17 protein-coding genes and 4 pseudogenes are annotated in these 22,648 nt (G+C 34.6%); 11 read left to right on the top strand and 10 right to left on the bottom strand.

The features are described from left to right. Positions 1-9 precede the first annotated feature (9 nt). From RCJ95_RS10690 to RCJ95_RS10680, 3 genes and pseudogenes are all read left to right on the top strand, one after another. Positions 10-1,053: a phosphotransferase family protein gene (locus tag RCJ95_RS10690; protein ID WP_337977065.1), complete on the top strand. Its 1,044-nt coding sequence runs from the start codon at positions 10-12 to the stop codon at positions 1,051-1,053. 290 nt (positions 1,054-1,343) lie between these two features. Next, positions 1,344-1,562: a DUF3955 domain-containing protein gene (locus tag RCJ95_RS10685; protein ID WP_446722250.1), complete on the top strand. Its 219-nt coding sequence runs from the start codon at positions 1,344-1,346 to the stop codon at positions 1,560-1,562. A 237-nt stretch (positions 1,563-1,799) separates the two neighbouring features. Next, positions 1,800-1,949: pseudogene (locus tag RCJ95_RS10680) on the top strand (alpha/beta fold hydrolase); the annotation flags it as partial. Between the two features lie 80 nt (positions 1,950-2,029). On the opposite strand, the gene RCJ95_RS10675 reads toward RCJ95_RS10680, so the two are convergent. The 3 genes from RCJ95_RS10675 to RCJ95_RS10665 all read right to left on the bottom strand — a co-directional run bounded on the left by RCJ95_RS10675 (position 2,030) and on the right by RCJ95_RS10665 (position 4,053). After that, a complete protein-coding gene (locus tag RCJ95_RS10675; protein ID WP_446722249.1) occupies positions 2,030-2,452 on the bottom strand; it encodes a hypothetical protein in 423 nt (140 codons plus the stop codon). Positions 2,453-2,594: 142 nt separating this feature from the next. Then, positions 2,595-3,170, bottom strand: a complete 576-nt coding sequence (locus RCJ95_RS10670; protein ID WP_274769295.1) for a GNAT family N-acetyltransferase — start codon at positions 3,168-3,170, stop codon at positions 2,595-2,597. A gap of 16 nt (positions 3,171-3,186) precedes the next feature. Next, positions 3,187-4,053: an AraC family transcriptional regulator gene (locus RCJ95_RS10665; RefSeq protein WP_446722248.1), complete on the bottom strand. Its 867-nt coding sequence runs from the start codon at positions 4,051-4,053 to the stop codon at positions 3,187-3,189. Positions 4,054-4,320: 267 nt separating this feature from the next. On the opposite strand from RCJ95_RS10665, the gene RCJ95_RS10660 reads away from it, so the two are divergent. Then, positions 4,321-5,076, top strand: coding sequence for a class I SAM-dependent methyltransferase (locus RCJ95_RS10660; RefSeq protein ID WP_257522366.1), 756 nt, complete (start codon positions 4,321-4,323; stop codon positions 5,074-5,076). Positions 5,077-5,123: 47 nt separating this feature from the next. Here RCJ95_RS10660 and RCJ95_RS10655 read toward each other — a convergent pair whose 3' ends face one another. Continuing rightward, positions 5,124-6,317 carry a Ger(x)C family spore germination protein gene (locus RCJ95_RS10655; RefSeq protein WP_312128762.1) on the bottom strand — a complete coding sequence of 398 codons (1,194 nt, stop codon included), beginning with the start codon at positions 6,315-6,317 and terminating at the stop codon, positions 5,124-5,126. A 141-nt stretch (positions 6,318-6,458) separates the two neighbouring features. On the opposite strand from RCJ95_RS10655, the gene RCJ95_RS10650 reads away from it, so the two are divergent. Beyond that, positions 6,459-6,842 (top strand): VOC family protein, encoded by a 384-nt coding sequence (locus tag RCJ95_RS10650; RefSeq protein ID WP_221680388.1) that lies wholly within the window; start codon positions 6,459-6,461, stop codon positions 6,840-6,842. Between the two features lie 161 nt (positions 6,843-7,003). Here RCJ95_RS10650 and RCJ95_RS10645 read toward each other — a convergent pair whose 3' ends face one another. Next, complete coding sequence (locus RCJ95_RS10645) at positions 7,004-7,918, bottom strand: class I SAM-dependent methyltransferase (protein ID WP_446722247.1); 915 nt, start codon at positions 7,916-7,918, stop codon at positions 7,004-7,006. 134 nt (positions 7,919-8,052) lie between these two features. On the opposite strand from RCJ95_RS10645, the gene RCJ95_RS10640 reads away from it, so the two are divergent. Further along, positions 8,053-8,517, top strand: coding sequence for a hypothetical protein (locus RCJ95_RS10640; protein WP_446722246.1), 465 nt, complete (start codon positions 8,053-8,055; stop codon positions 8,515-8,517). A 1,369-nt stretch (positions 8,518-9,886) separates the two neighbouring features. Here RCJ95_RS10640 and RCJ95_RS10635 read toward each other — a convergent pair. After that, a pseudogene (locus RCJ95_RS10635) lies at positions 9,887-10,152 on the bottom strand (class I SAM-dependent methyltransferase); the annotation flags it as partial. 38 nt (positions 10,153-10,190) lie between these two features. Further along, positions 10,191-11,615, bottom strand: a complete 1,425-nt coding sequence (locus RCJ95_RS10630; protein WP_369354089.1) for a VanZ family protein — start codon at positions 11,613-11,615, stop codon at positions 10,191-10,193. A gap of 426 nt (positions 11,616-12,041) precedes the next feature. On the opposite strand from RCJ95_RS10630, the gene RCJ95_RS10625 reads away from it, so the two are divergent. Further along, a complete protein-coding gene (locus RCJ95_RS10625) occupies positions 12,042-12,203 on the top strand; it encodes a hypothetical protein (RefSeq protein ID WP_004225101.1) in 162 nt (53 codons plus the stop codon). A 468-nt stretch (positions 12,204-12,671) separates the two neighbouring features. Here RCJ95_RS10625 and RCJ95_RS10620 read toward each other — a convergent pair whose 3' ends face one another. Then, positions 12,672-13,133, bottom strand: coding sequence for a DinB family protein (locus RCJ95_RS10620; protein ID WP_221680391.1), 462 nt, complete (start codon positions 13,131-13,133; stop codon positions 12,672-12,674). A gap of 600 nt (positions 13,134-13,733) precedes the next feature. On the opposite strand from RCJ95_RS10620, the gene RCJ95_RS10615 reads away from it, so the two are divergent. From RCJ95_RS10615 to RCJ95_RS10600, 4 genes and pseudogenes are all read left to right on the top strand, one after another. Next, positions 13,734-14,243: a ClbS/DfsB family four-helix bundle protein gene (locus tag RCJ95_RS10615; RefSeq protein WP_221680393.1), complete on the top strand. Its 510-nt coding sequence runs from the start codon at positions 13,734-13,736 to the stop codon at positions 14,241-14,243. 809 nt (positions 14,244-15,052) lie between these two features. After that, positions 15,053-19,186 (top strand): chitobiase/beta-hexosaminidase C-terminal domain-containing protein, encoded by a 4,134-nt coding sequence (locus RCJ95_RS10610; RefSeq protein WP_446722245.1) that lies wholly within the window; start codon positions 15,053-15,055, stop codon positions 19,184-19,186. 1,021 nt (positions 19,187-20,207) lie between these two features. Beyond that, positions 20,208-20,584, top strand: a pseudogene (locus RCJ95_RS10605) (tyrosine-type recombinase/integrase); the annotation flags it as partial. A 370-nt stretch (positions 20,585-20,954) separates the two neighbouring features. Further along, positions 20,955-21,407, top strand: a pseudogene (locus tag RCJ95_RS10600) (NUDIX hydrolase). A gap of 327 nt (positions 21,408-21,734) precedes the next feature. On the opposite strand, the gene RCJ95_RS10595 reads toward RCJ95_RS10600, so the two are convergent. Together RCJ95_RS10595 and RCJ95_RS10590 are read right to left on the bottom strand one after the other, a co-directional pair. Further along, positions 21,735-22,172, bottom strand: a complete 438-nt coding sequence (locus RCJ95_RS10595; protein ID WP_221680395.1) for a DUF3021 domain-containing protein — start codon at positions 22,170-22,172, stop codon at positions 21,735-21,737. Positions 22,173-22,176: 4 nt separating this feature from the next. Next, positions 22,177-22,617, bottom strand: a complete 441-nt coding sequence (locus RCJ95_RS10590; protein WP_036223011.1) for a LytTR family DNA-binding domain-containing protein — start codon at positions 22,615-22,617, stop codon at positions 22,177-22,179. Positions 22,618-22,648: the final 31 nt, after the last annotated feature.

The following is a 22,648-nucleotide window of genomic DNA, read 5'->3' as shown; positions in this document are numbered from 1 at the left end:
GGAAATAGAATGGATACGATGCAAGTAAGGTCAAGTGAACGTTTAGATATGGATAAACTACATGCCTTTTTAGACAGTTATGTCACTGAGCTTCCACAGGGTAAGCTTGAAATAGCACAATTTAGTGCAGGGCATTCCAATTTGACGTATTGTTTAAAAATAGCTGATTTTGAAGCTGTCCTACGTCGTCCTCCGCTTGGACCAGTTGCCAAAAAAGCGCATGATATGAAGCGGGAATTTACGATTTTATCGGCACTGCATCCATTTTTACCATCTGTTCCAAAACCATATGTCTATGTAGAGGATCGAGACATTATCGGTAGTGATTTCTTTTTAATGGAGCGCAAAAAAGGTATCGTCCTTGATACACATTTTCCAAAAGGCACAGAGCCAACAGAGGAGCTAGCACGTCAATTGTCTGAAATGATGGTCGATTCTTTAGTTGCATTACATGCTATTCCTTATCAGGACACACCGTTAAAGGATATTGTGAAGCCTGACGGATTTCTTGAAAGACAGGTGCATGGCTGGATTGAGCGTTATGAACATGCGAAAACAGCAGAACATGCAGAAGTAGCGGTTTTAACAGAGTGGTTAAAAAACAATCTTCCGTCCAATCATGAGGCAACCATTATTCATTATGATTATAAATTGAATAATGCAATGTTCTCCGAGGACTATACAGAAATGATTGGCCTTTTTGATTGGGAGATGGCAACAGTAGGGGACCCACTTGCTGATGTTGGTGTAGCAATGAGTTATTGGATGCAAGCGGATGACCCAAAAATGCTATTATATGCACTTGGTGAACCACCAGTAACTGTATTACCAGGCTTTTATACCCGACAGCAATTTATTGATCGTTATGCGGAGAAGAGTGGGCGAGATGTGTCAGCTATTCATTATTACTGCACATTTGCTTATTTTAAATTAGCCGTTATTTGTCAGCAAATCTATTATCGCTATGTTAAAGGGCAAACGCAGGATGATCGCTTTGCTCAGATGGATAAAATGGTCGCTGCCCTCATACAACAAGCCTCTAAATCAATATGATTTTATACAAAAACGGTTACTTTTAACAAAGTAGCTGTTTTTTATAGCTCATTATAACAGATTATCCGACATTAATTTATATAATTATTTATGCTAACTCGCACAAAATTAACTCAAAAAACATAGTAAATCACGTACAAGAAATTAAAGGATGGGGAACGTTTGTTCTCTTGGTCAGGAGTGTTAATCAATAATGATTTATTGTTTTTCAATAAAAAATAATTGACTTATAATAAAAATAACGCTATCATCAATACCCACAAGGATTTAATAATATGGAGGAAGAAATAATGAAAAAATATTTACTTGCCACAATTCCGATGATCATGGGGATCGTCTGTTTATTAATAAAAGGCCTTATAGGAGATGAGATACTAGCAGATGGGACGATCGTAGAGAAGAACTTCTTTTTAATACCATTGAGCTATTTATTTATCTTTAGCGGCATACTTACATTCGTGATTATGGCGTTATCTTCTACATTCAAAAAGCAAACTTCCGTATCATAATGCTAAAAACAGGCCCTGAATAGGAGCCTGTTTTTTTATAACCATGTTTGATCTAGCTTATCACTGTAGTCGTGAATAGCTTTTTTATAATCTTGAATGCCTTGATGTTTGGCTGTGCGTAATATAATCATACTTGCCTAGACCTACAAAAATTGGCTTGTTAACTTGTAGCATTTGTTGTAAAAGGTTCTGCTCCGCAAAAGCTACTCCCCATAGATAATCACTAATTTCCATATATATTTAGTAGCCCCTATCTCATTATGGGATGCAGTAGATCATATTCTCAATGTAAAGAAAGTCATTTTTGAAAAAAGTGGTCATAATCCTATGTTTGAAGAACCTGTATGTTTTAATGAACAGCTAATTCAATGGATAAACGAAGGGTAGTCGAATGGCTGGTTATGCTGTATAGCAATTAACCAGCCTATTTTAATAATGAAAAGAGAAAAGCCAGAGTATCAACTACCTCAACAAGTTTTACGTAATGCATCAATGTTTTGACAGTCCATAATGACAGGCCGTGCCCTATCATCGATTTGAAGGAAGTACCCGCAGCAACTTTGCGGAATAAGATGAATAAAGTATAATCCTAGAAATTGGCTACCATCTGAGAGGTATACATCTACTAAAGTCCCTGGTTCAAAACATTCTAAGTGACTACAAATACAGCTTTGACAATGCTTTTTAACTTGATTTTGTTTCTGATATTTTTTTTCAAATTGGGGACTATTATAATATTTTATTTTATAAGAATCTTCCTCAATAATAGGATGATCTACGCTGGGAGAGTGACCAAAGTAAACATTCTTTGATTCACAATAGCATTTAGAAAATTTATGATAATTGTTAAATTCCCAATTCATTCGTGTTAAATATCTGTTTCCATCCATTTCTAAAACGCTCCTTTATGATTACAATGTCATGCTAGCATGAGTCATCTATTTCTAGTCTATGTGAAAGAGCCCTTTAGGAGATGGTAAAATGTCCATTTATCTGTACAATATAAGAAAAGACTAAGCTCATTAGTAGAGTTTAGTCTTTCAAGTCGTAATCGCCTTTCAATAAGCCGTATATCTCTAAATCAACAACACCTTTGCCAGACCATAATGAAGCTTGTCTCAAAAGGCCTTCTTTTAAAAATCCATTTTTTATCAGAACCTTTTTCGAGGGTTCATTTAAAGGCATGACTTCTGCCTGTATTCGATTAACATTTACCTCTTCCAATAAAAATTTTACGATTGTTGCAACTGCCTCTGATGCAATGCCTTTTCCCCAGGATGCTTCAGCTAAATAGTAACCAATTGTTACCATATTTACTTTTTGATTAAAGTCCATTGCTTCGATAATCCCTACTAGTTTTTCACTTTGTGATTTTTCGAAGATTCCCCATTTAATCCTGCCTTTCTTTGTATAATCACGTTCAAAATGGCCAATCATTTTTTGAACGGTTTGAAGGTTGTGTTTTGGGATGATGCCACAATACTCAAATACCTTGTCATTATCATAAATAGCAAATAGCTCTTGTAAATGTGATTCTTCTATTTTTTTAAATTGTAAATTAGCTGAATGTAAGGTTGGGAATTGCTTAAATACTTTCTCAATATTCATCGACCTTGCTCCTTTATTATTCTTTAATGGGAATGTAGATTTTCATTTTCATCTCATGTGGATAGATAGATTGCATGACATCGGTTATTTCAAAATCAGGACCCGTATCGCGCTCATAATTAGAATTCGGCAACCATACTCCGTAAATGAAACGTCTTGTATTTTGAATTCCTTCCGCAGTGCCATTCAATGTAAACTCTGCATATTTACCAGCAGGAATTTCAAGGTGGGTGAAGCCTTCCTCTAAATGCTCCTCAAAGATTTCGACTTCCTCTCCTACAATAAAGGAAAACCGGCCATCCTCCTGAAAGTTTGTAGAAATGCCATACGCCATATTAGGGGCTACCTTATAGGAGATTCGCTCATAGTATTGCTGCTGACCAAAATCCAAATAAAAGCCTGGGATTTCTGTATAGAACTGTTCGTCTTGTAAGGACGTTTTGTATTCATAGCCTGTAATACGTTTTTTAGATAAGTGAAGTATTTCCGGTCGTTGCATAGGGAGTTCTCCTTCCAGTTTATAATCCAAAAAGTTTATTTTGGTTTGAAATGGTATGGAGTTGGCTCCTTTTCGGTATTTAGCAGGTGTGACACCAAAATACTGTACAAATGCCCGTGTAAATGCCTCCTGAGAACCATATTGAAAGTTGATTGCAATGTCAAGTATATTCTGCGTTGTTATTGCTAATAAGGAAGCTGCTTCAGAAAGCCTCCTGTTGCGAATATACTGTTGCACAGAAAAACCTGTAATGGCTTGGAAAAGCCGTTGGAAATGAAATGCTGAAAAGTAAGACTGAGAAGAAATATCTGTAATCGTTAACTTTTCATGTAGGTTTTTCTCAATAAACTCTATAGCGTTTTGAATTCTTTCAAAATAATCCATACCATCATCCTTTCTTAACTCAATGGTACCGCTGAATAGGAAGGGTTTTTTGATAATTTGTGCTAATTTGTACATTAAATTGTACTGTATAGGAAATCAATAGAAATATTGATTAAAAAGGAAAATAAATGTATAATTTATCTAAATATACAAGAAAGTGAGTGATAGATAATGATAGTCAGCTCTGTTTTCCCATTGAATATAATAAAGGTGCGGGAGAATAAATAGATTAGTTGATTTCTTCCGCAAACAATCGGAGGAGAATATATGTACAAAAATTACGGACCGTTAAGCACAGCACTTTATGATTTTACAAAACCAGTTGGATACTCGCTTGGTGGAGATATTGAATATTATCTAGAACGACTGCAAGGTGTAAAGGGGAAGATTCTAGAAGCAGGGGTTGGTTCTGGACGTTTCTATATTCCTTTTATGGAAAAAGGCTTTGATATAGAAGGAATTGATCATTCCCCAGAAATGCTAGCATCCTGTCGAAAAAGATGCCAAGAACGAGGATTGACGCCAGTGCTGTATGAAGGAAATATTTGCCAATTTACCTTAGGTCAACAATACGAAGCCATTGTTATGCCTACAGGCTCATTTTGTTTAATTGAAAATCATCAAGAAGCACTTTCAGCATTAACCTCTATGTATCAGCACCTTGTCCCGGGTGGGAGACTCCTAGTAGATTTATTACTTCCTACAGACTGGAAAACAGGAGAAATTACGACATCTTACCATCAAATTTCACAAGATGAAGGAATTGCCCTTGAAAGAAAATCGATTGCCATGAATTGGGTGGAGCAATATACGTTGATGGTTTTAAAATATGAGAAGTGGCAACAAGGTACATTAAGTGATACGGAACTGCAAAAGTTTTTATTACGCTGGTATGGGATTGAGGAATTTAAGCTCCTATTACAAAGTGTTGGCTTCTCTGCAATAACTTGTTCTGCGAATTATAAGTTCCTTCAACAACCAACTGAAGAAACGTCACTCATAACGTTTGAAGCGGTACGTTAATTAAAATGACCAGTACTCCTTAAAAGAGTACTGGTCATTTTTACGAATTAGTCAAGCTTTAATTTTGTTGCAGTTCCTATTCCTTTTGTATGCACATCGACTTCAATTTGAACTTCAAGATCAGGATAGAGGGTTAGCCAGTTCTTTTTAATTCGATTCCATGCTTGATAGTCCTCTCGGTGTAGGACATTGCTAAATTTTAATAAATCGGCTTGATAAGTTTGTTGAATCGTTTGAAGTGTACGTTCTAACCGTTCCTTGATTTGTCTGCTCGTTTCTTTATTTAAAGCATCGATGGTTTTTGATTTTGTTAAATCCAATGGGCAACTTATCTCTGCAACGTTTTGCTCAATCTCGAGTTTGATGGAAATCGAAGGTATATCATTTTGAAAATGACCTGTCACTTTAGTAGAAGAATTAATAATTTCTGTTGAGATTTTCCCTTCTTCAGGACAAGCAATAATTTCAAAAGTACTTTTTATATTATTATTTAAAAAATTATAGTCTCTGCTTTCTTGTTCTGTTAAATAGCCGATGAGTTTATAATTTTTAAAAATAGCCAGTCCACCATATTTTAATTGTGCAGGGCTATCAATTTTTTCTATATTCGAGCTAAAATCTCCAGCATCCGCATCACCATGTATATGAATAGAGGGTAAGACGGCACTATGATCAATACTGCCTAAAGATTGGATTAAATCATCAAGAATAACAGATTCTGTTGTCCCCCACACTGCTTCAGAAACCTTTAATGATTTAAACATTTTGCTAGCAGGCACATCCTCTAAAGGGGTTAAAACACTTAATATTTCTTGTGCAGTAAAATCATGAGAAACAATAAAGTTAAAATCACTTCGTCCTTCTGGGTCTCTTTGAAATAAATCTAAAACGCTATTCATACCTTCCTTAGCCATTTCTTCACCAATAATAATAATTTGGGCATGCGCATAATAAGGCTTTCTAGGTGTTAGTGCTGTTAATTTTCGAATGGCATCAAATAAAGATTTCCCTTTAGCATGGTAGGTAAAAACAGGGACTTGAATGCCAGTTGCTTTGTTCGAAGCCACTTGACTTGGATTAACAATCTGAACAGAAATTTCGAATAGCTCGTCCGATTTATCCACTCCAACAGCCGTAACAATAGCTAGTTCGTTTAACTCCCGCTTATTCCAGCATCCACCTAATAAAAGAAGTACTGACAGCAATAGGATGAATGATACCTTGTGTTTGATGGTGGACACCTCCTCTAGGTAAAGAAGACATTTCCGATACTATTAAGGATAAACAAAAGACATGCAAAATAATCAATAATAGAAATCTCAATGAATCTTTTTAAAGGAGAATAAAATGAAGAACACAAACTGTGAAAGGGAGGTAAGAAAATGAAACAATCCTTATTTAAAGGTGTAGAGGCCATTTTTATTCCAATAAAAGATCCCAAATTATCGGCTAAATGGTATGAGGAAATACTTGGATTTAAGCTTCTATATATAGAAGCGGGCGCAGCAGTTATGAAGATCACTGAACAATCTCCGACGGTCATTTGCTTAGTAAAAGCTAAGGAGCATCAGCCATGTCATTTTCCAGACAATCACTTTGGTGTGGGGAAATATGTGAACTTTCTCTCTCAAAATATTGAAGAGACTTATTTATTTCTAGTGGAACATCATGTTCAAGTCGAGGCTTTAGAAGGAGAAGAGGACACCAAATTTTTTACCTTCTATGACCCTGATGGGAATCCTTTAGGTGTTTGTCAATCATTATAAGCGGGTCACTGCGTTAACAGTGACCCTAGTAACAAATCTAGGAGGTGTAAGGCTAATTAGCTTTACACTACTATAGTATACTAATTCTCTATATTGAAATAGTTAATTGCCTGGGTAATAAAAAGAAAATTTAGAATTTTGGAAAATTAAATAGGGTGGACCTATTTTTTAACAATATGCATGTAGTGGATAGTTTCAAAAGCACACAAGTAATCTGTCCGATTTTGAAAATACAGCTCTTGAATCGCTGTAGGAGATAGATGTTCATATATAAGCAATCCTAATCGATCTAACATCCTCTCCATGTCCTCATAAGCATAGCATGATTTCATTGGTTCACCACCAAGTGCGACCATTTTGACCATGTTTTCTACTCTTTTGGAGAGTCCTTTTTCCGTGAAGAGAGATTCATCAGCATAATCCAAAACAATGGAACTACCTGCTGGAACTAAGGCAAATAGATGATTGAGTAAACTTGCTAATTCATCTTTTGTTAAATAATAAGAAACACCTAATAGACTAAAAAATGTTTTTTTAGATTGGAAGCCTTGCTCTGAAAATAATTGAGATTGAAATTGCTTTGTAAAATCCATCGGTACAAAATGCAAATGATTCAAGAGGGGGAGAGAGGCTTCCTGTAATCTTCTCATTTTCGATGCCTGCGTAGTGGGATAATCCACCTCAAAAATTTCTAGCCTGGATTGTCCTTGTTGCTGACGATACGGAAAAGTATCGAAGCCAGCACCTAAGATGACATATTGCTCGACACCAAGCTGTATTTCGCTATGCAAGACTCTTTCACAATAAGCAGCACGTGCCAAAGGAGTTGGTGAGAGTTGAACTTGTGTAATCCATTTTATTAATTCCTTTGAATTGTCTTTAAACTTTGTAGCGATATCTTTATTAAAAAATTCAATGCCTTGTATCATAGTAGCTTGAATATTTTGATATTCTTCTTGTGAAATCAATTCTTTGGCTATATAATCATCAAAAATTTTCGGTGTATCAAATTGGCTATGGTAGGCTCTACTAAAGGCAGCCACTAATGAAGTGATACTAGACTCCTGTTGATTCATACCAACACTCCTTAACAAAAAATAGGATTCTCCTGGCCAGGAGAATCCTATTATATATAATATTTATTTAAATGTAAATTTTAGCATAAAAACATTTTTTTGTCAAGTTTTTGATACTGAGAAAGAGGAGTAATATGAAAAAATTTATAATAGCCTTATCTTTACTCTTAGCAGTAATTGTTAGTGGTATGCTCATTATATGGAAAGAGCAAAGCTATTCTGCTACAGATCTGTTGGAAAATGCTAATTTTCAAGTGGAGAATGCCACTATAACGCTCCATCGTATAGATACAGATAAAGAAGATATCTTTTCTGAAATGAAAATATCAAAAGAAACACAGCAAGAATTGATACAGTCTTTTCAACATACAACATTCAAAAAAACAACTATAAAAACTATTGATTACGATTATCGAATGACAATTTCACTCAATACAAGCTATCCGATGTTCATTGATTCTAAAAATAAAATATTGGTTCTCCTTAACACAAATGAAAGCTTTGAGCTGATAAAAGATAATGCTTTTTTTAGTCTTTTAGAAAAAGCAAGGGAAGATTCACAGAAATTAGTTAGTATCCAACACAAGTTAAATGAGTAGGGATACTCCCTGTGAATTATGTAGATGGACCAATTGGGAATGGTAAATTTCACCTCTCCTTTTATAGTGACCATTCTGATGGAACTCGGTATCCGATAGGAAAATAAAGGCACACAATTATTTAGCTGGAGTGTCACAGAGTCAAAAAAATATGGGCTAAAGGTACAGTAGCTGCTGAAGAACAAACATCATTACTGGAAAAAGAAGCCTATATGAGTCTGAGGGAGCGTGTACTATTCAATTAGTTGGTAGATGGAGCTGACGGCGTGTTTGATTTTGCGATTTAATTTGTAGCGTAAAAAATTTTTAAGAATGTGTAACTTTTTAAAACATCAGCCGTCTAACTCATCAGTAGAATACAAAGAACTAAAGCAAACTAGTAACATTCACTTTTCACAAAAGGGCCAGGATTCACATTTTTTCGTGTTTCCTGGTCTTTTTGTGGTGGTGGTCCTATATTTTAAAGAAAAAATAAAGAATTTATGAAACCTTTAGCCTATTCATTCGTATTGTAATTTGAATCTAAAGCTAGACAAAAATTTAGTAAGATTCACTTTCACTTAAAAGACTAGAGCTTACATCATCATGTGAGAATCTAGTCTTTTTTGTATGGTTGTTTAGATATTGTTCAGTATAATATGTTAATCTATGAAAGAAGATTTTTCATAGTCTTCAACCTAAACGCAAAATGACCAGTTCTCTTTAAAAGAGTGACTGGTCTTTTTGTTTAATGTTCCTTTAGCAGACTGTGCTTCTTCAGCATGTTTTATTAATAGCACGAAAAAGTTATGAAAGGGAGAAATTAATTTAAGTATAGTTGCTTCACCTATCATAGTTAAGATCATAGAGACCTATATGTTTGTAACAGAGATGTCTAGCTTGTATTGCTTTCGGTATCACCATGCGAGAATAAAGAAGTAAATTTCATTAATTATTCAGTTAGAGTAGGGGGAGCATTGTTATCAATTTCAGTTTGTAGAAACATAATTTAAATTATGTGAAAATAGCAAACAGTCATCCACCTATTCAATGGGGCTGTCATTGGTAAATGACCATGTGTCATTAGCAAAGGTTAGTCATTTATGAGATTTCATTATTTCTTTTTTAATGAAAGTAAGAAAACTATAAAATTTGATAGAATGATTTATTTTCTCGAAAAAGCATTAATTTCCCCTAAAATCCTGTTGGAAAATATTTTAACTTGTTCAGCGCCTCAAGTTGTCGTAGTATTATAACGAATCAAAACTAAGTAAGTTAGTAAGATTCACTTTCACAATAAAACCAGATGCTCTCTTTTGGGGAGCACTTGGTTTTTTGTTTATATGTGATATTAGCGATACCCAATACATATTGCCTGAGCACACAGTGATTATTTTTTCTCTGCTGCAATGATTAAAAACATAGGTCTCCGTAGTTATCCTGCATGTCCGGAATATTTTTTAGCACTTCCTCTGAAGGCATAGGTTCCTTCACCGTACTTATCGTATAGCTAGCTTGTATTAAGACATTCATATAAGTAGACAGTGTGCGATGGTACTTAATAACATTTTCGGTAAGGTAGGTTGTTTCCCGAATGCCTTCTGTCTGATAGTGATCAACTGCCCAATGCAGGCGGTTGCCATTCTCATCGTAGTATCAAGTCTGGCTTTCCTTAGTAAACAGTATCAAAAAAGCTATTTTCTCGCCTGAATCAATGTGAACCAACTTTTTCCATTGAGTGTGCCAGAAACTCTGTATATGGGTTGATAGAAATCTTTTGTATCGTACATATAAGAGAGCTCTATTAAATCGACAGTAAGTTGATCGCCTTTTTTTATCAATAGTTCTTCTTCCGTTACAAGTGCATTATATTTTATCTGTGGAAATTCGCCATTCTTAATTCGCTCATACACCTCTGCAGGTGACAAAATATTTACTTCACGGATTAATTGATGCTCATGAATATTATACGATAATGAATACATACTACCATCTGATTTCAAACCGAGCTCTACTTCACCAAGCCAATAATCTTGGTTCAATTCAGCTTGGTCAGGAAGCGTCCATTCAAATACGCCATTATCCAAAGCTGTAAACGCCCCATCTTTAGGAAGGAGAGAAAGCTCATCCATCATGCTCTTTGCCTTCTTCACGAGTGTTTCTTGCACAGCTAAAGAAGGTTGCACTGGCGTATAAAGATCGTCTGTTAGCGACCAATTTCCCTCTGAATTAATAAATAACGTATAGGAGTTCTCTGCTTTATCTTTTAATAAAAGCTCACGATCACCACTAATATCCTGCTGATTTAACTCTGCTAAATCAAATTTCTTTTGCAACAAAGTCTCAACTTCATCTGTATGAATAATTTTTTTATACACGGGGGCAACGGTAGATGCTGTTTGTAAATCTAATGAGGTGGTTACATCAACATCCGACATATTTGATTTTGTGTAGGCGTTAATAGCTAAATGACCAAATTCCTGTTGAGCGTAGACAATCATCATGCCAATAAAAATCAAACCCATCATGAGTGGAATGGCTAGGTTTCCGATCAAGCTTTTCACTTTTATTTTTTTATGCTGAACAATAGAAGATCCTAGTCTATATAACTGGTATCCAATAATCCCCCCAAGCGAGTTGTTGATTAAGTCATCAAGCTCGAAAATCCCTGCTCCTGTAAGTGTTTGATACGTTTCAATGGATAAGGTTGCAATCACCACTACAGGAAGAAGCCATTTAAACAGTTTGAATTTAGAGAAAAGTAAAGGTAAGAAAACGCCTAGCGGTACAAACATTAAAATGTTGAAAATACAATTTTGAAGATCACGTAACGAGTATTTCTTCCATGCATCTATATAGCCACTAAATGGTTGAAGATTCATTTGCATGAAATGGGAAGAACCACGCCCAAAAATCGTGAGTTCACACACAAATACAATATAGCCGATAAAGAGTGCTACAAGTATCAGTTGCTTAAAGTTTATTTTTTTCCGATTTGACTGTTGGTTTTTATGATAGAGGAAATAATAAAGTCCAATAAGTAAGAACTCAGCACCAATAATAAGGATGACTGGCAACATTAAAATCCGAATGTTATTCATAATATCTGTAACGCTCAAGACAAGATGCTCCTAACTATGTTAATCTATTGTCGACTTTTCTTATTGTAAATGGTAATTATTAATAATTATTGAGAAAAATTATGAAGATTTCTTAAGATTTTGTAGCATATCTACTTGAGGGAAAGTGCTTATAGTAAATATGCTTTTATTTTCCGTAAAAAAAGGGGAGGAACAGTTTGGGGATTATCAACAAAGTTTGTGGAAATTGCACGTTTAGAGCCGTAGACAAAATAAATAAAACCTCTTGCTGTTTCGAATTATTAGCATAATTTTATGGGCAATAAAGTATAGATAGACGTTTTTTATAAGACTTCCGTTGTATTGTCTTGTCAGTCCTTGTAATCAAAATTGACATAAACAATTGTCAGAAAATATCAATATACCCTATAATAAATAAAAAAGCTGAGAATAAGAGGTGAACTTATGGGGAAACCAGTAGATTACAATCTATTTCCGGGTTATCAAAACACACTTGACTCCAGACTTGATGAACGTAAGGAAGAATTTATTGAAGAACTAGAAAGAGCAAAAGTTGATGGACATATACTTGAATTTGAGAAAACACCAGAAGAATTGCCCCAATAGTAAGATCAAAGCATCTTGAAAAGAGATGCTTTTTTCTTTTACTTGGAGCTTGTTTTTATATGTATAAATTGGGCTTTTCACTTCAAGGAGCTCTTCCTTTTTAAGCGATAATAATTGATAGAAATGTCTATAATCAATAGGATGTAAATTACACTAAATACATTTAAAGTTAACGAAGGCAGAGGGAAAATGACATCTCTGATCAATATTAACCAAATGGTGGTTGATATTAAAACAAAAGCATCCAATACAATAACCATAGTATGTTTGTAGGCTTTAAAAATAAAATTAAATACAATTAATCTTACTAAAATTGGTGTCGTGAAGAAGTAAAATGAATAGATCTGTGTAATTTCTTCTAGGCTCACATGCATCTTCCTTTGGTGTTATTTGTGTTAAATAAGCGGCAGCAAACAAAAATAGGACTATTAACAATAGTCCCATTTTAAGAGTATAGCATATAAATGTCTATTTTTCCATTTTACGTAAATAGGCGAGCTGTCCAATATGATAGGCATTATGAGTAGCGGCATTAGATATGATAGCCCACCATTGCGCTTTCACAGGGAACCCATTTACGATAGATAAAAGTCGCTCTTCCTCAATTAATTCTTGCCACTTAAGTAGAATATGTAATAACTTTTCTTTTAATTCATTGAAAGTTACCTTCTCTTTAACTAGAAACGTATTCGCATTATTTGTTTGCGAAGGGGCCTTCACTTGATTTTCTCGATACCGTATTTGCCAAATTTCATTCCAATAGATTAGATGCTGGACAATTTCAGCCATACTATGGCTAGAAGAATCGGGTTTCCAAAAGGCTTCTGCTTCAGATAGCCCTTCTACGACTTCAGAAAATGAGATATACCAACTTGGGTCATTTGCATTAGCTAAAAGTTGATCTAACAAAATGGTCTTAGCCTCCATCATTCACGTTTCCTTCCTCAAAATATTTTTTGAATAGTATAACATTTTAAGTTTGAATGTACGGATAAAATACTAGTTTGGTGCAACAATAAAAAAGCTGCAGCTTATTAGAGCTACAGCAAATATAGATGAGGATTTTAACACTAGTCAGTTAAAACAGGCAAATCAGCTTCTATTTTCAGCTTTTTTCGATTCTTCTTTTTTACTTCTAAGTAGTAATGCCATGAATAAGAAACTGGCCACCCAAAAGGCAAAGAATAAATTTTCTAGCAAAGCCCAATGACCATTTTTAATATAATTCCAAATGGTTGTAAATAAAAAAATGATGATAAAGAATGCGATATATAAGCATTTTCCGAATGTAGTCACTTCAAGCACCTCTGTTATTAATCATCACACATAAGAAATAAAACCCTCTGTTTCATTCATTATGGGTAATACACTCAAGGTTAGTGTGTGTAAATTTTGGTTACTTATACATCCACCGAAAAGATAGAAGGTAATACTTACCGAATAACAACTTTTTAATAAAATGTAAAAATTAGTGTATTCGCATTATGGTAGACTGAACATGAAGAAGTAGATGGAAGGGAGGGAAATAGAGTGAGACAGTATGCGAACAAAGAAGAATTAATTAGTACGATTGACGAAAAGTATAAAAAATATATTGCCGAATTTAATGATATACCCGAAATCTTAAAAAATAAACGGATTAAAGAAGTTGATAAAACGCCGTCTGAAAATCTTTCTTATCAACTTGGATGGATAAATCTATTGCTTCACTGGGAGCAAAAAGAACAAAAGGGAGAAGAAGTACATACACCTGCAGAAGGCTATAAATGGAATAATCTAAGTGGATTGTATAACTCTTTTTATAAACAATACGGAGAGTACTCTTTGAAGGAACAACAATCCATGCTTAATGAAGCTGTCAATCATTTATGTGAGTGGTTAAATACCCTTTCAGAAAAGGAGTTATTTGAAGTTGACCAAAGACGATGGGCAAAAACACAAGCTAATTGGCCTGTTTGGAAATGGGTTCATATTAACTCAGTTGCTCCATTTACAAATTTCAGAACCAAAATTCGTAAATGGAAGAAGATGAACCTTTAAAAAATTGAATATTCCTTACTATAACAAACCAAACGAATTTACTTTAGCCTTCCACAAATGGAAGGCTTTTTATTATCCACTATGACAACAAGTGATGAGCTATGGTACGTTTTACTGTATCTAGATACTTCATATGAAGGAGGAGGTAGGGAATGAGCAAGAAACAATCTTTCTGTATTTATGCTTGACGGAGCTGAGCAGGTACATTAGCGCTTTTATTCATACGAAAATGTAATTACATAATATAAAACTACTATTCTAATGACTATTGTAAAAGATTAATATGTACTATTTTACATAGAATTTAGAATATTCATATTAAATAACAAAGTATTTATTATTTTTCTGTTAAAATTACTATGTTAAACAATATTTTGGTATTGTTTGATAATTACAAGTAATTGTGTTAATAGGATTTAAAACTTATCTTTATTAAACAGGGAGGGATTACTCTAAGTATGAGTAAATGTATTTAAATGCATTAACAGCTTCAGCGGTAGTAGTAGCACCGATTACAAGGATGTACTGCGCTCGCCATAAGCTTATAAAAAGATTAATAATTTAATGATCGTCCATGATGGTAAATTTAAACTCGAAAAAATCTAATCATCTGTATGTTGGAGAAGCTTTAAATACGAATTTCTTTAATGTACAGGTACTATTTAGGGGGATTTAATCATTTATGCGCCAAATGTACCCTCTCTTTAAATGGGTTAACTGTTGAAGGGAATACAGTAATTGAATAATAACTTCCATGTAAAACCTAAGGAAAAGATTATTTTAGATTAAAATCATAAGGAGCTGAGCGAATGAAGAAATATGAATGTAATGTCGTTACTAAAATAGCGTTATCATTTTTACTTGTAATGTCTATGATTTCACCTTATTTCACAGTTGTAAAGGCCGAAACCACAGAAGCTATTGGTGTGGGGGAAGCGGTCAATCAATTTGTTCCTACTTCAGTTATTAGTAATGTTACTGTAGAAGGATATATAGTAGGGTTTGTCAAAAGTGAAACTTCTTATTCTGTGATAGCAGATAGTGATACAAATATTGCCATTGCCGATTCACCAGATGAAACAGATGTCACGAAAATGCTATATATTCAATTACCAAGCTCCTATAGAGCCAATTTCGGATTATTTACTAACCCAAGTAATCTTGGGAAAAAAGTTAGAATAACAGGTTCACTGGAAAAATATTTTGGCAACCATGCAGGGCTAAAATCGCCAACTTCAATGGACTTTGTTGGGGACGATACAACTGAACCAACTATTCCTTCAGTGAATGAAGTAACCATTGCCGAAGCTCGTGCAGCTGTTGGAACAGACAGCACAGTAAAAATTCAAGGGACGGTTACGACAACACCTGGTAGCTGGGGAGGCAAGGCCTTCTATGTACAAGATGAGACAGCAGGGGTATATGTCTTTTCAAGTTCTGCAGAAGCAGGGAGCTTAGCTGTTGGGGATATTGTCAGCATCACAGGAAAAACAAGTTTATATAGTGGAGAAGTTCAATTTAATTCGCCAACAATTGAACGGATTTCTACAGGGGCATCACCTGCACCGCAGACAGTAAATTTACCGATTGCAGATGATAGCACACAAGGTAGATTAATCACACTTGAAAATGTGAAGATTAAAGATTTAGCGCCATCTGGTACGTATGGTACATTTGAATTTAAAGCAGTCGATGCAGCAAATAACGAACTGTTAATTCGCCATGATAACCGCACAGGCTATCAGTTTTCACAGTTTGAAGCAGATGGCTTCAATAACAATGATGTCATTAATGTGACAGGAGTTGCTTCAATTTTTAACGGGGTTTATCAACTCAAAACATTAAGTACAGAAAGCTTCCAATTGGTACTAAACTATGAGCCAACACAAGTAGAGAAAGTTAAGGCTTTACCAGCAACAGGCGAAGTTTATGCAGGAACAAAAGTAACACTGTCTACAAATACCCCAAATGCAACCATCTATTACACAATCGATGGTTCTGAACCGTCATTAGCTAGTGAGGTTTATGATGCAGCAGCGGGGATTATTGTAAATGAAGCCATGACTATAAAAGCATTTGCTACCGCAACAGGTCTAGACGATAGTGACATTGCATCCTTTAATTATACAGTTAAAGAAGAGCTAACCGTTATATCCATTACTGAAGCTCGTAATAAAGAAATCGGGCAAATTGTTATCGTATCAGGGATCGTGACAGCCAAATTAGAAACAGCTACAGCGCACATTCAAGATGAAGATGGTGCGGCGATAGCCATTTATCCTGTGGATAGTCTTGCCGCAAATGTCGGTGATCGGGTGACGGTGCAAGGACGCGTAGATGAATATAGCGGTCTAAAGCAATTAACGAATATTTCACTTGTCGGTATGCCTGTTCCTTCGACAATACCAGAGCCACATCTTATTAAAAGTAATGAGGTCGCAGAAGACAATGAATCGAAACTAGTTACACTTAAAAATGTTACCATTACTGGTTCGGGTCAAAACTTTACAGGTACTGATGAAGTAGGCCCATTTGCTATTTACGATAAAACACGAGACTCTGGTTTAGTGAGTGGAAAAACGTATGGGGAAATTACAGGAATTGTTGGTCAATATACAAACCACCAATTGCTCCCACTTCGCGTTATTGAAGATGTAACAAAGGTGCAGGATATCAAAGCTTCTCACGTAGGGGGCGTAACAGCTGGCACGAAAGTCTCTCTTTCTACAATGACTGAAGGAGCTACGATTTATTACACAGTGGATGGCTCAACGCCAACAACAGCTAGTGCAAAGTATACAGAGGAAATCCTTGTTAATAAACCAATGACGCTTAAAGCGATTGCAGTGAAAGAAGGTTTAACGAACAGTGCAATTGCTACATTTGTTTATGAAATTATTGATACTAAAAATGCCAAGATTAGCGATATTCAAGGGGCAAGCCATAAATCACCATATGTCGATTTAACAGTAAATGATGTGGAGGGAATTGTAACCTTCGTTTTAAATTCAACTAGCTTTATTATGCAGGAAAACGAGTCGTCATTTGATGGCGTAAAATCAACTGCTATCAAAGTAAATAAGACAGGACATAATGTAGCAGTAGGGGATGTTATTAACGTATCAGGAAATGTAATAGAAGCTGGTGGCAACTCTCGATTGACAGATACACAAATTGCAGCAACAAATATTACAAAAACAGGTACAGCAGGAATTCCAGAAGCCCTTGTGATAGGGGAGGATCTGTTACCACCAAAAAAAATTATTGATAATGATAGTTTTGCAATTTTTGACCCACAAGAAGATGGCATCGATTTTTGGGAATCTATTGAGTATATGCTGGTATCATTCCAAGATGCGAGAGTGATAGGACCGATTTATAATAACGATTCGCCAATTGTTGTACCGAGCACAACAAATAATACATTTAATGTGAATGGCGGTTTAAATATAGCGGCCGATGATTATAACCCAGAAAAAATTATGCTTGAAGGGGTAGCTGGTAAAAATTATGATTCAGGTGATCGTTTTAATGATGCCCTTTTCGGATTTGTAGAAAATTTTACAGATGGCTATCGACTGAACACAAATAAAGTCTTCCCAGAATTAACAAAAGCGAATCTTCAGCAAGAGGTGACGCATCTTGAACCAGTAGCGGACAAGTTAAATGTCGCTTCCTATAATATCGAAAACTTTTCAAATAATCCTGCCAATACATCAAACGAAAAAGTAGCCAGAATAGCAGCGACATTTGTGAATAATATGAAATCACCAGATATTATTACATTAGTCGAAGTTCAAGATAATGATGGGCAAACTGATTCAGGAAATGCGGATGCATCGGAAAGCTACATGCGATTAATTCAAGCAATTAAAGCTGCGGGTGGTCCTGCTTATGATTGGATTGATGTCATGCCAATTAACAATACAGTAGGTGGTGCACCTGGCGGTAATATTCGTGTGGGCTACCTATATAATCCAGATCGTGTTTCATTAGTGTCAGGTATAAAAGGGATGGGTGACCAAACCAATACGTGGACAGCAGATGGAAGCCTTACTTTAAATCCTGGCTTTGTTGATCCATCAAAATTTGTAGATACACGAAAACCAATTGCAGCCGAATTTGAATTTCAGAAAGAACGTGTAGTGATTATCGGAGCTCATCTAAATTCTAAAGGTGGGGATGGTTCACTTTGGGGACCAACTCAGCCACCAGTGCTAGAATCAGTTAAGAAACGTATTCAACTTGCGCAAGCCATCAATGATTTTATGGATGAAGGACTTGCTATTAATCCAGATTTAAATATCATTGTAGCAGGGGACATGAACGACTTTGAATTCACACCAGCTCTTCAAACGTTAAAAGGTGATGTTTTAACGAATATGATAGATAAAGCCCCAGAGCAAGATCGTTTTACGTACTTCTTCCAAGGAAACAATCAAGTGTTGGATCATATTTTAGTTTCAAATAATCTTGCTGATGTTACAGAAATTGACTTGATTCATATAAATGCGAACTTTACAGAAGCACAAGGCCGTGCATCAGATCATGACCCAGTATTAGTTCAAATTGATTTGAAGGCAGACAATGAGGAAATACCCACACCAATAACACCTGAAAATGTATACAACTATGATAACTACAAAACAGGTAAATTAATAATGAATCGCCCAAGCATTTCGCTATCGTTAGGGAAAAATACGAAAATTAAAAATGGAATTGCAGTATTTAGTCAATATGCTGAATTCCATGGGGAAGGATTTGCAGATAAAACAGTAACGATTAGTCCCAAAAAAGGAAATACGATTATTGACTTTAAAGGTACGAAAATTGGTGAAATTATTATCGAAGGAAAAAATATAAAAGAAATACGAAATTTACCTGATGGAGCGACCATTACGTACACTAAAGGGGCTTCGGCAGAGGAAATTGAGTTTAAGTAGAATCTAAAAAACAACCCAGCACTAATCTATATTGGATTTGGTGCTGGGTTGTTTGCTAATTACCTATAACACTGAAAAGTTGTTGAATAATAAAAAATAACCAAGTGTTTATATGAATACTTGGTTATTTTTTACTTTTTATAAAGCCCAAATTAGGAAATAAAAATTTTAAACCGATAATTAAACTAACGAACCCTGAAATCTTTAATGTTATATTTGTAGATGTCTCTCCATTCTCAGTGATATTCATTAGTAAACTGCCAAAGGAAATAAAAATAAATCCAATAAAACCAGAAATATATTTCAATTTATCATCCCCTTATTTAAATAAGCACTAATTTTTACTCCACTCAAAAAGCAGTTTCTTTAAACAAAGAGTAGCATCCAACCTTTCTTTCAATACAATTATTTCAGTTGGAGTGAGGGACTCATTGTATGTATAAGAGTAACTACTCATGCTTACTGTATAAAACTATTTAAAAGTGTACCCCACTTAAAAGTATTTATAGAAGTTTAGATGGTAGTAAATATCATGTTAGAAAAATCGCTATTTATATTAACTATCAAGAAAAGCATCCCTCTATTTTTCACCCTTCCAATTTCCTTAGAGCAAAAACCCGACTGAATCATACTTTTGTGCAGATGAAAGAAGGGACTATGGCAAACGAAAAAAGCATCGCAACGAAGCAATGCTAAGTACGTGGGGTTTTTGACAACTTTACTACATAAAAAACAAAGCCTATAAATCCACAAATAAAGAAAATATATGCTACTAATATGGACATTGCTTCTAAGTTGTTAGTGAATATCCTATATCCTCCTAAAGTAAATAAAGCCAAACTGCCAACCGAACTAAGTAATATTCTATTTTTGTCAGTCAACACACACACCTCCAAATAATGGTATGTATATATGTTAACATAAAATTTATTTTTAGTTAACATATTATGTTTTCATTGGTGAGTGTCATAAAGTTCAATATATGATCATATATTCTCTTTTTTAATACATATTAGATTTATTAACTGGCACAGTTATAGCAAACTTTTATGACTATTTATTTCGAAATGAAGAAGTACAAAATGACATAATGGAAAAGTTAATGAAACAAGTGTTCACTGGAGGTAACAAACATTACAAAAGCTTCTTACACTATATTACTAAAGATAAGCCCTCCACAAGAAACGTACTTAATTTAAATGAACCACGTAAAAAAGTAAATACACTAAGGAAGGAACAAGCACAACAAGCAACTAAGAATATCCGAGATAAGTTCCTGATTCAATTGTTATATGAAACGGGATTTCGTATTGGAGAAGGTCTCGCTCTTTTCATGGAGGATTTCATTTTGATCATGGCAAGGGACATCGAATTCGTTTCGTGCTTTTTGGACGGGTTTATTAGCATTGTTTGTTGTTACTTAGTTCTACTTAGTTGGTGACTTAATTATAAAAATAGTTCTTCCAATGGCTTTATCAATTATATATCTTGTTGATTTAGTTTTTCGTTTTTAAAAAATAAAACGTATGAAAGTAGAGCTTTAAATTTGTTTGTTTATGCATGTCATTTAACAATAACGTTCCCAAATGAAAGTTTGAAAAGAGACCGAAACCCTTAACAATCGGGTGCGATTCTGTAACAAGGATCAGCGCTCGTTTTCATTAAAAGGCCAGATCGTTGAATATCTGATCAATCTTTTAATTGGATTTTTATGTTAAAATTAATAATTAACAATTAGATTAAAATATATATGATGTTGGAAGAAACCATGGGATACATTATGGATTTAAGAAATTTAGTGGGCAGTCGTCCTCTAATTATGGCTGGTGCATGTGTAATTCTTGTAAATAGTAAATAGGAATTACTGCTACAACTTCGTAAGGACAATAATTGTTGGGGATTGGCTGGTGGTTCCATGGAGGTCGGGGAAGCATTAGAACAAGTAGCCAAAAGAGAATTATTAGAAGCGACGGGTTTGCTTGCAAATGATTTGACCTTGTTCAATGTTTTTTCTGGACAAGAATTCTGCTATAAATATCCTCATGGTGATGAGGTACATAATGTAGTAGCAGCTTATTTTTGTAGAGATTATAAAGGGACATTAAAAAGAGAAGAAAATGAAGTTGAAGCCTTAAAATTCTTTAATATGACTGACCTTCCTTCGAATATCAGTCCACCAGATTTACCAATCGTTAATGAATATTTACATAAGTTTTTATAAAGCAAACGGGCGCATTTCTATAGTAAGGAATACGTCTTTCTTGATCTAAGGGCCAGATTGTTGAGGAACATTTTCAACGGAATTTGATATTGTTGTTAAAATTCAGAGTGAGATTGTGAAGTTTCTCACTTAAACTAACGGGTCAGGTTAGTTGAATAATCTTCGGCTCATACAGTTATAGCTGTATGACCGAAGATTAGTAGAGAATAAAGATGGAGACTGTTTAATTTAAGTCGTTTGAAAACGAATGGAAATATAAGGAAATGGAGGCTTGAATCTTGTTATGTTGATTAGCCTCTTTAAATAATGAATTTCTATCAAAGAAATCTATTGATTATTACTACTGTCTGTATGAACAATGATTTTCTGCTTCATTTTTTTTACTTCCGATTGACTATAAAAATAAAATAACAGCCAAACTAGTGCAAAAATTAATACATTAAATAGTAACAATAGAATCGTTAGTTTTATCGAAAATGTTGGAAGCCATTTTAAAGAAAAGGCGACAGCTATAAAGGTCCCTATAGCGATAAAAAAATGACAAGCACTTTGTTGTAAAAATGTTAAACGTTCTGTTCTATAGAGGTATGAAGGTAGTATACAGGCAATGCCAACAGTAACTGATCCGATAACTTGTTGTGGAAAATTAGATATAACAGCTTCTAAAAACAAATCCCCTTTCAACCAATATCCAATAAGATTTACAAAAACAAAAACTGTACAGCCCATACTTATTCCGAACCATAAATTCTTGAAAAAGTTCATGTACTTATACCCCCAAGCGCTCTTTAAATGATTTTTTATAATTGCGTGAAATGACTTCTTTTATTCCTAAAGTAAGCTCGATTTCCATTGTGCCATTAAAGGAAGCTTCAATATTTCTGATTTTTCTAGGATTAATGATGGCAGATTTAGAAATCCGAATAAATCCTTCTCCTAGTTGCTGCTCTAACTCATACAAAGGCTTATTCATAAGTACACGATTACCATCGTCGCTATATAGTACTAAATCTTTGCCTTCCGTCCTAATAGCTATTACAGAATTAGGCTCGATAATATGTACTTTATTGTTAGCGGTCCCTGTTAAAATTTGTTGTTCTTTTTGTTGTAAGAGTGAGATTGCAGCCTGTATAGTTGGCGTTAATTCAGAAACGCAGATTGTTATGTAGGGTTCATCAATTTGTGGATCAATTTTTATGTCTATCTTCATCTCTATCACCTCTCTATAAAAATATACCATA

The organism is Lysinibacillus sp. BSL11, assembly GCF_052928325.1.
Note: the sequence above shows the minus strand (reverse complement) of the source record. Positions and strands in the feature narration are given on the sequence as shown.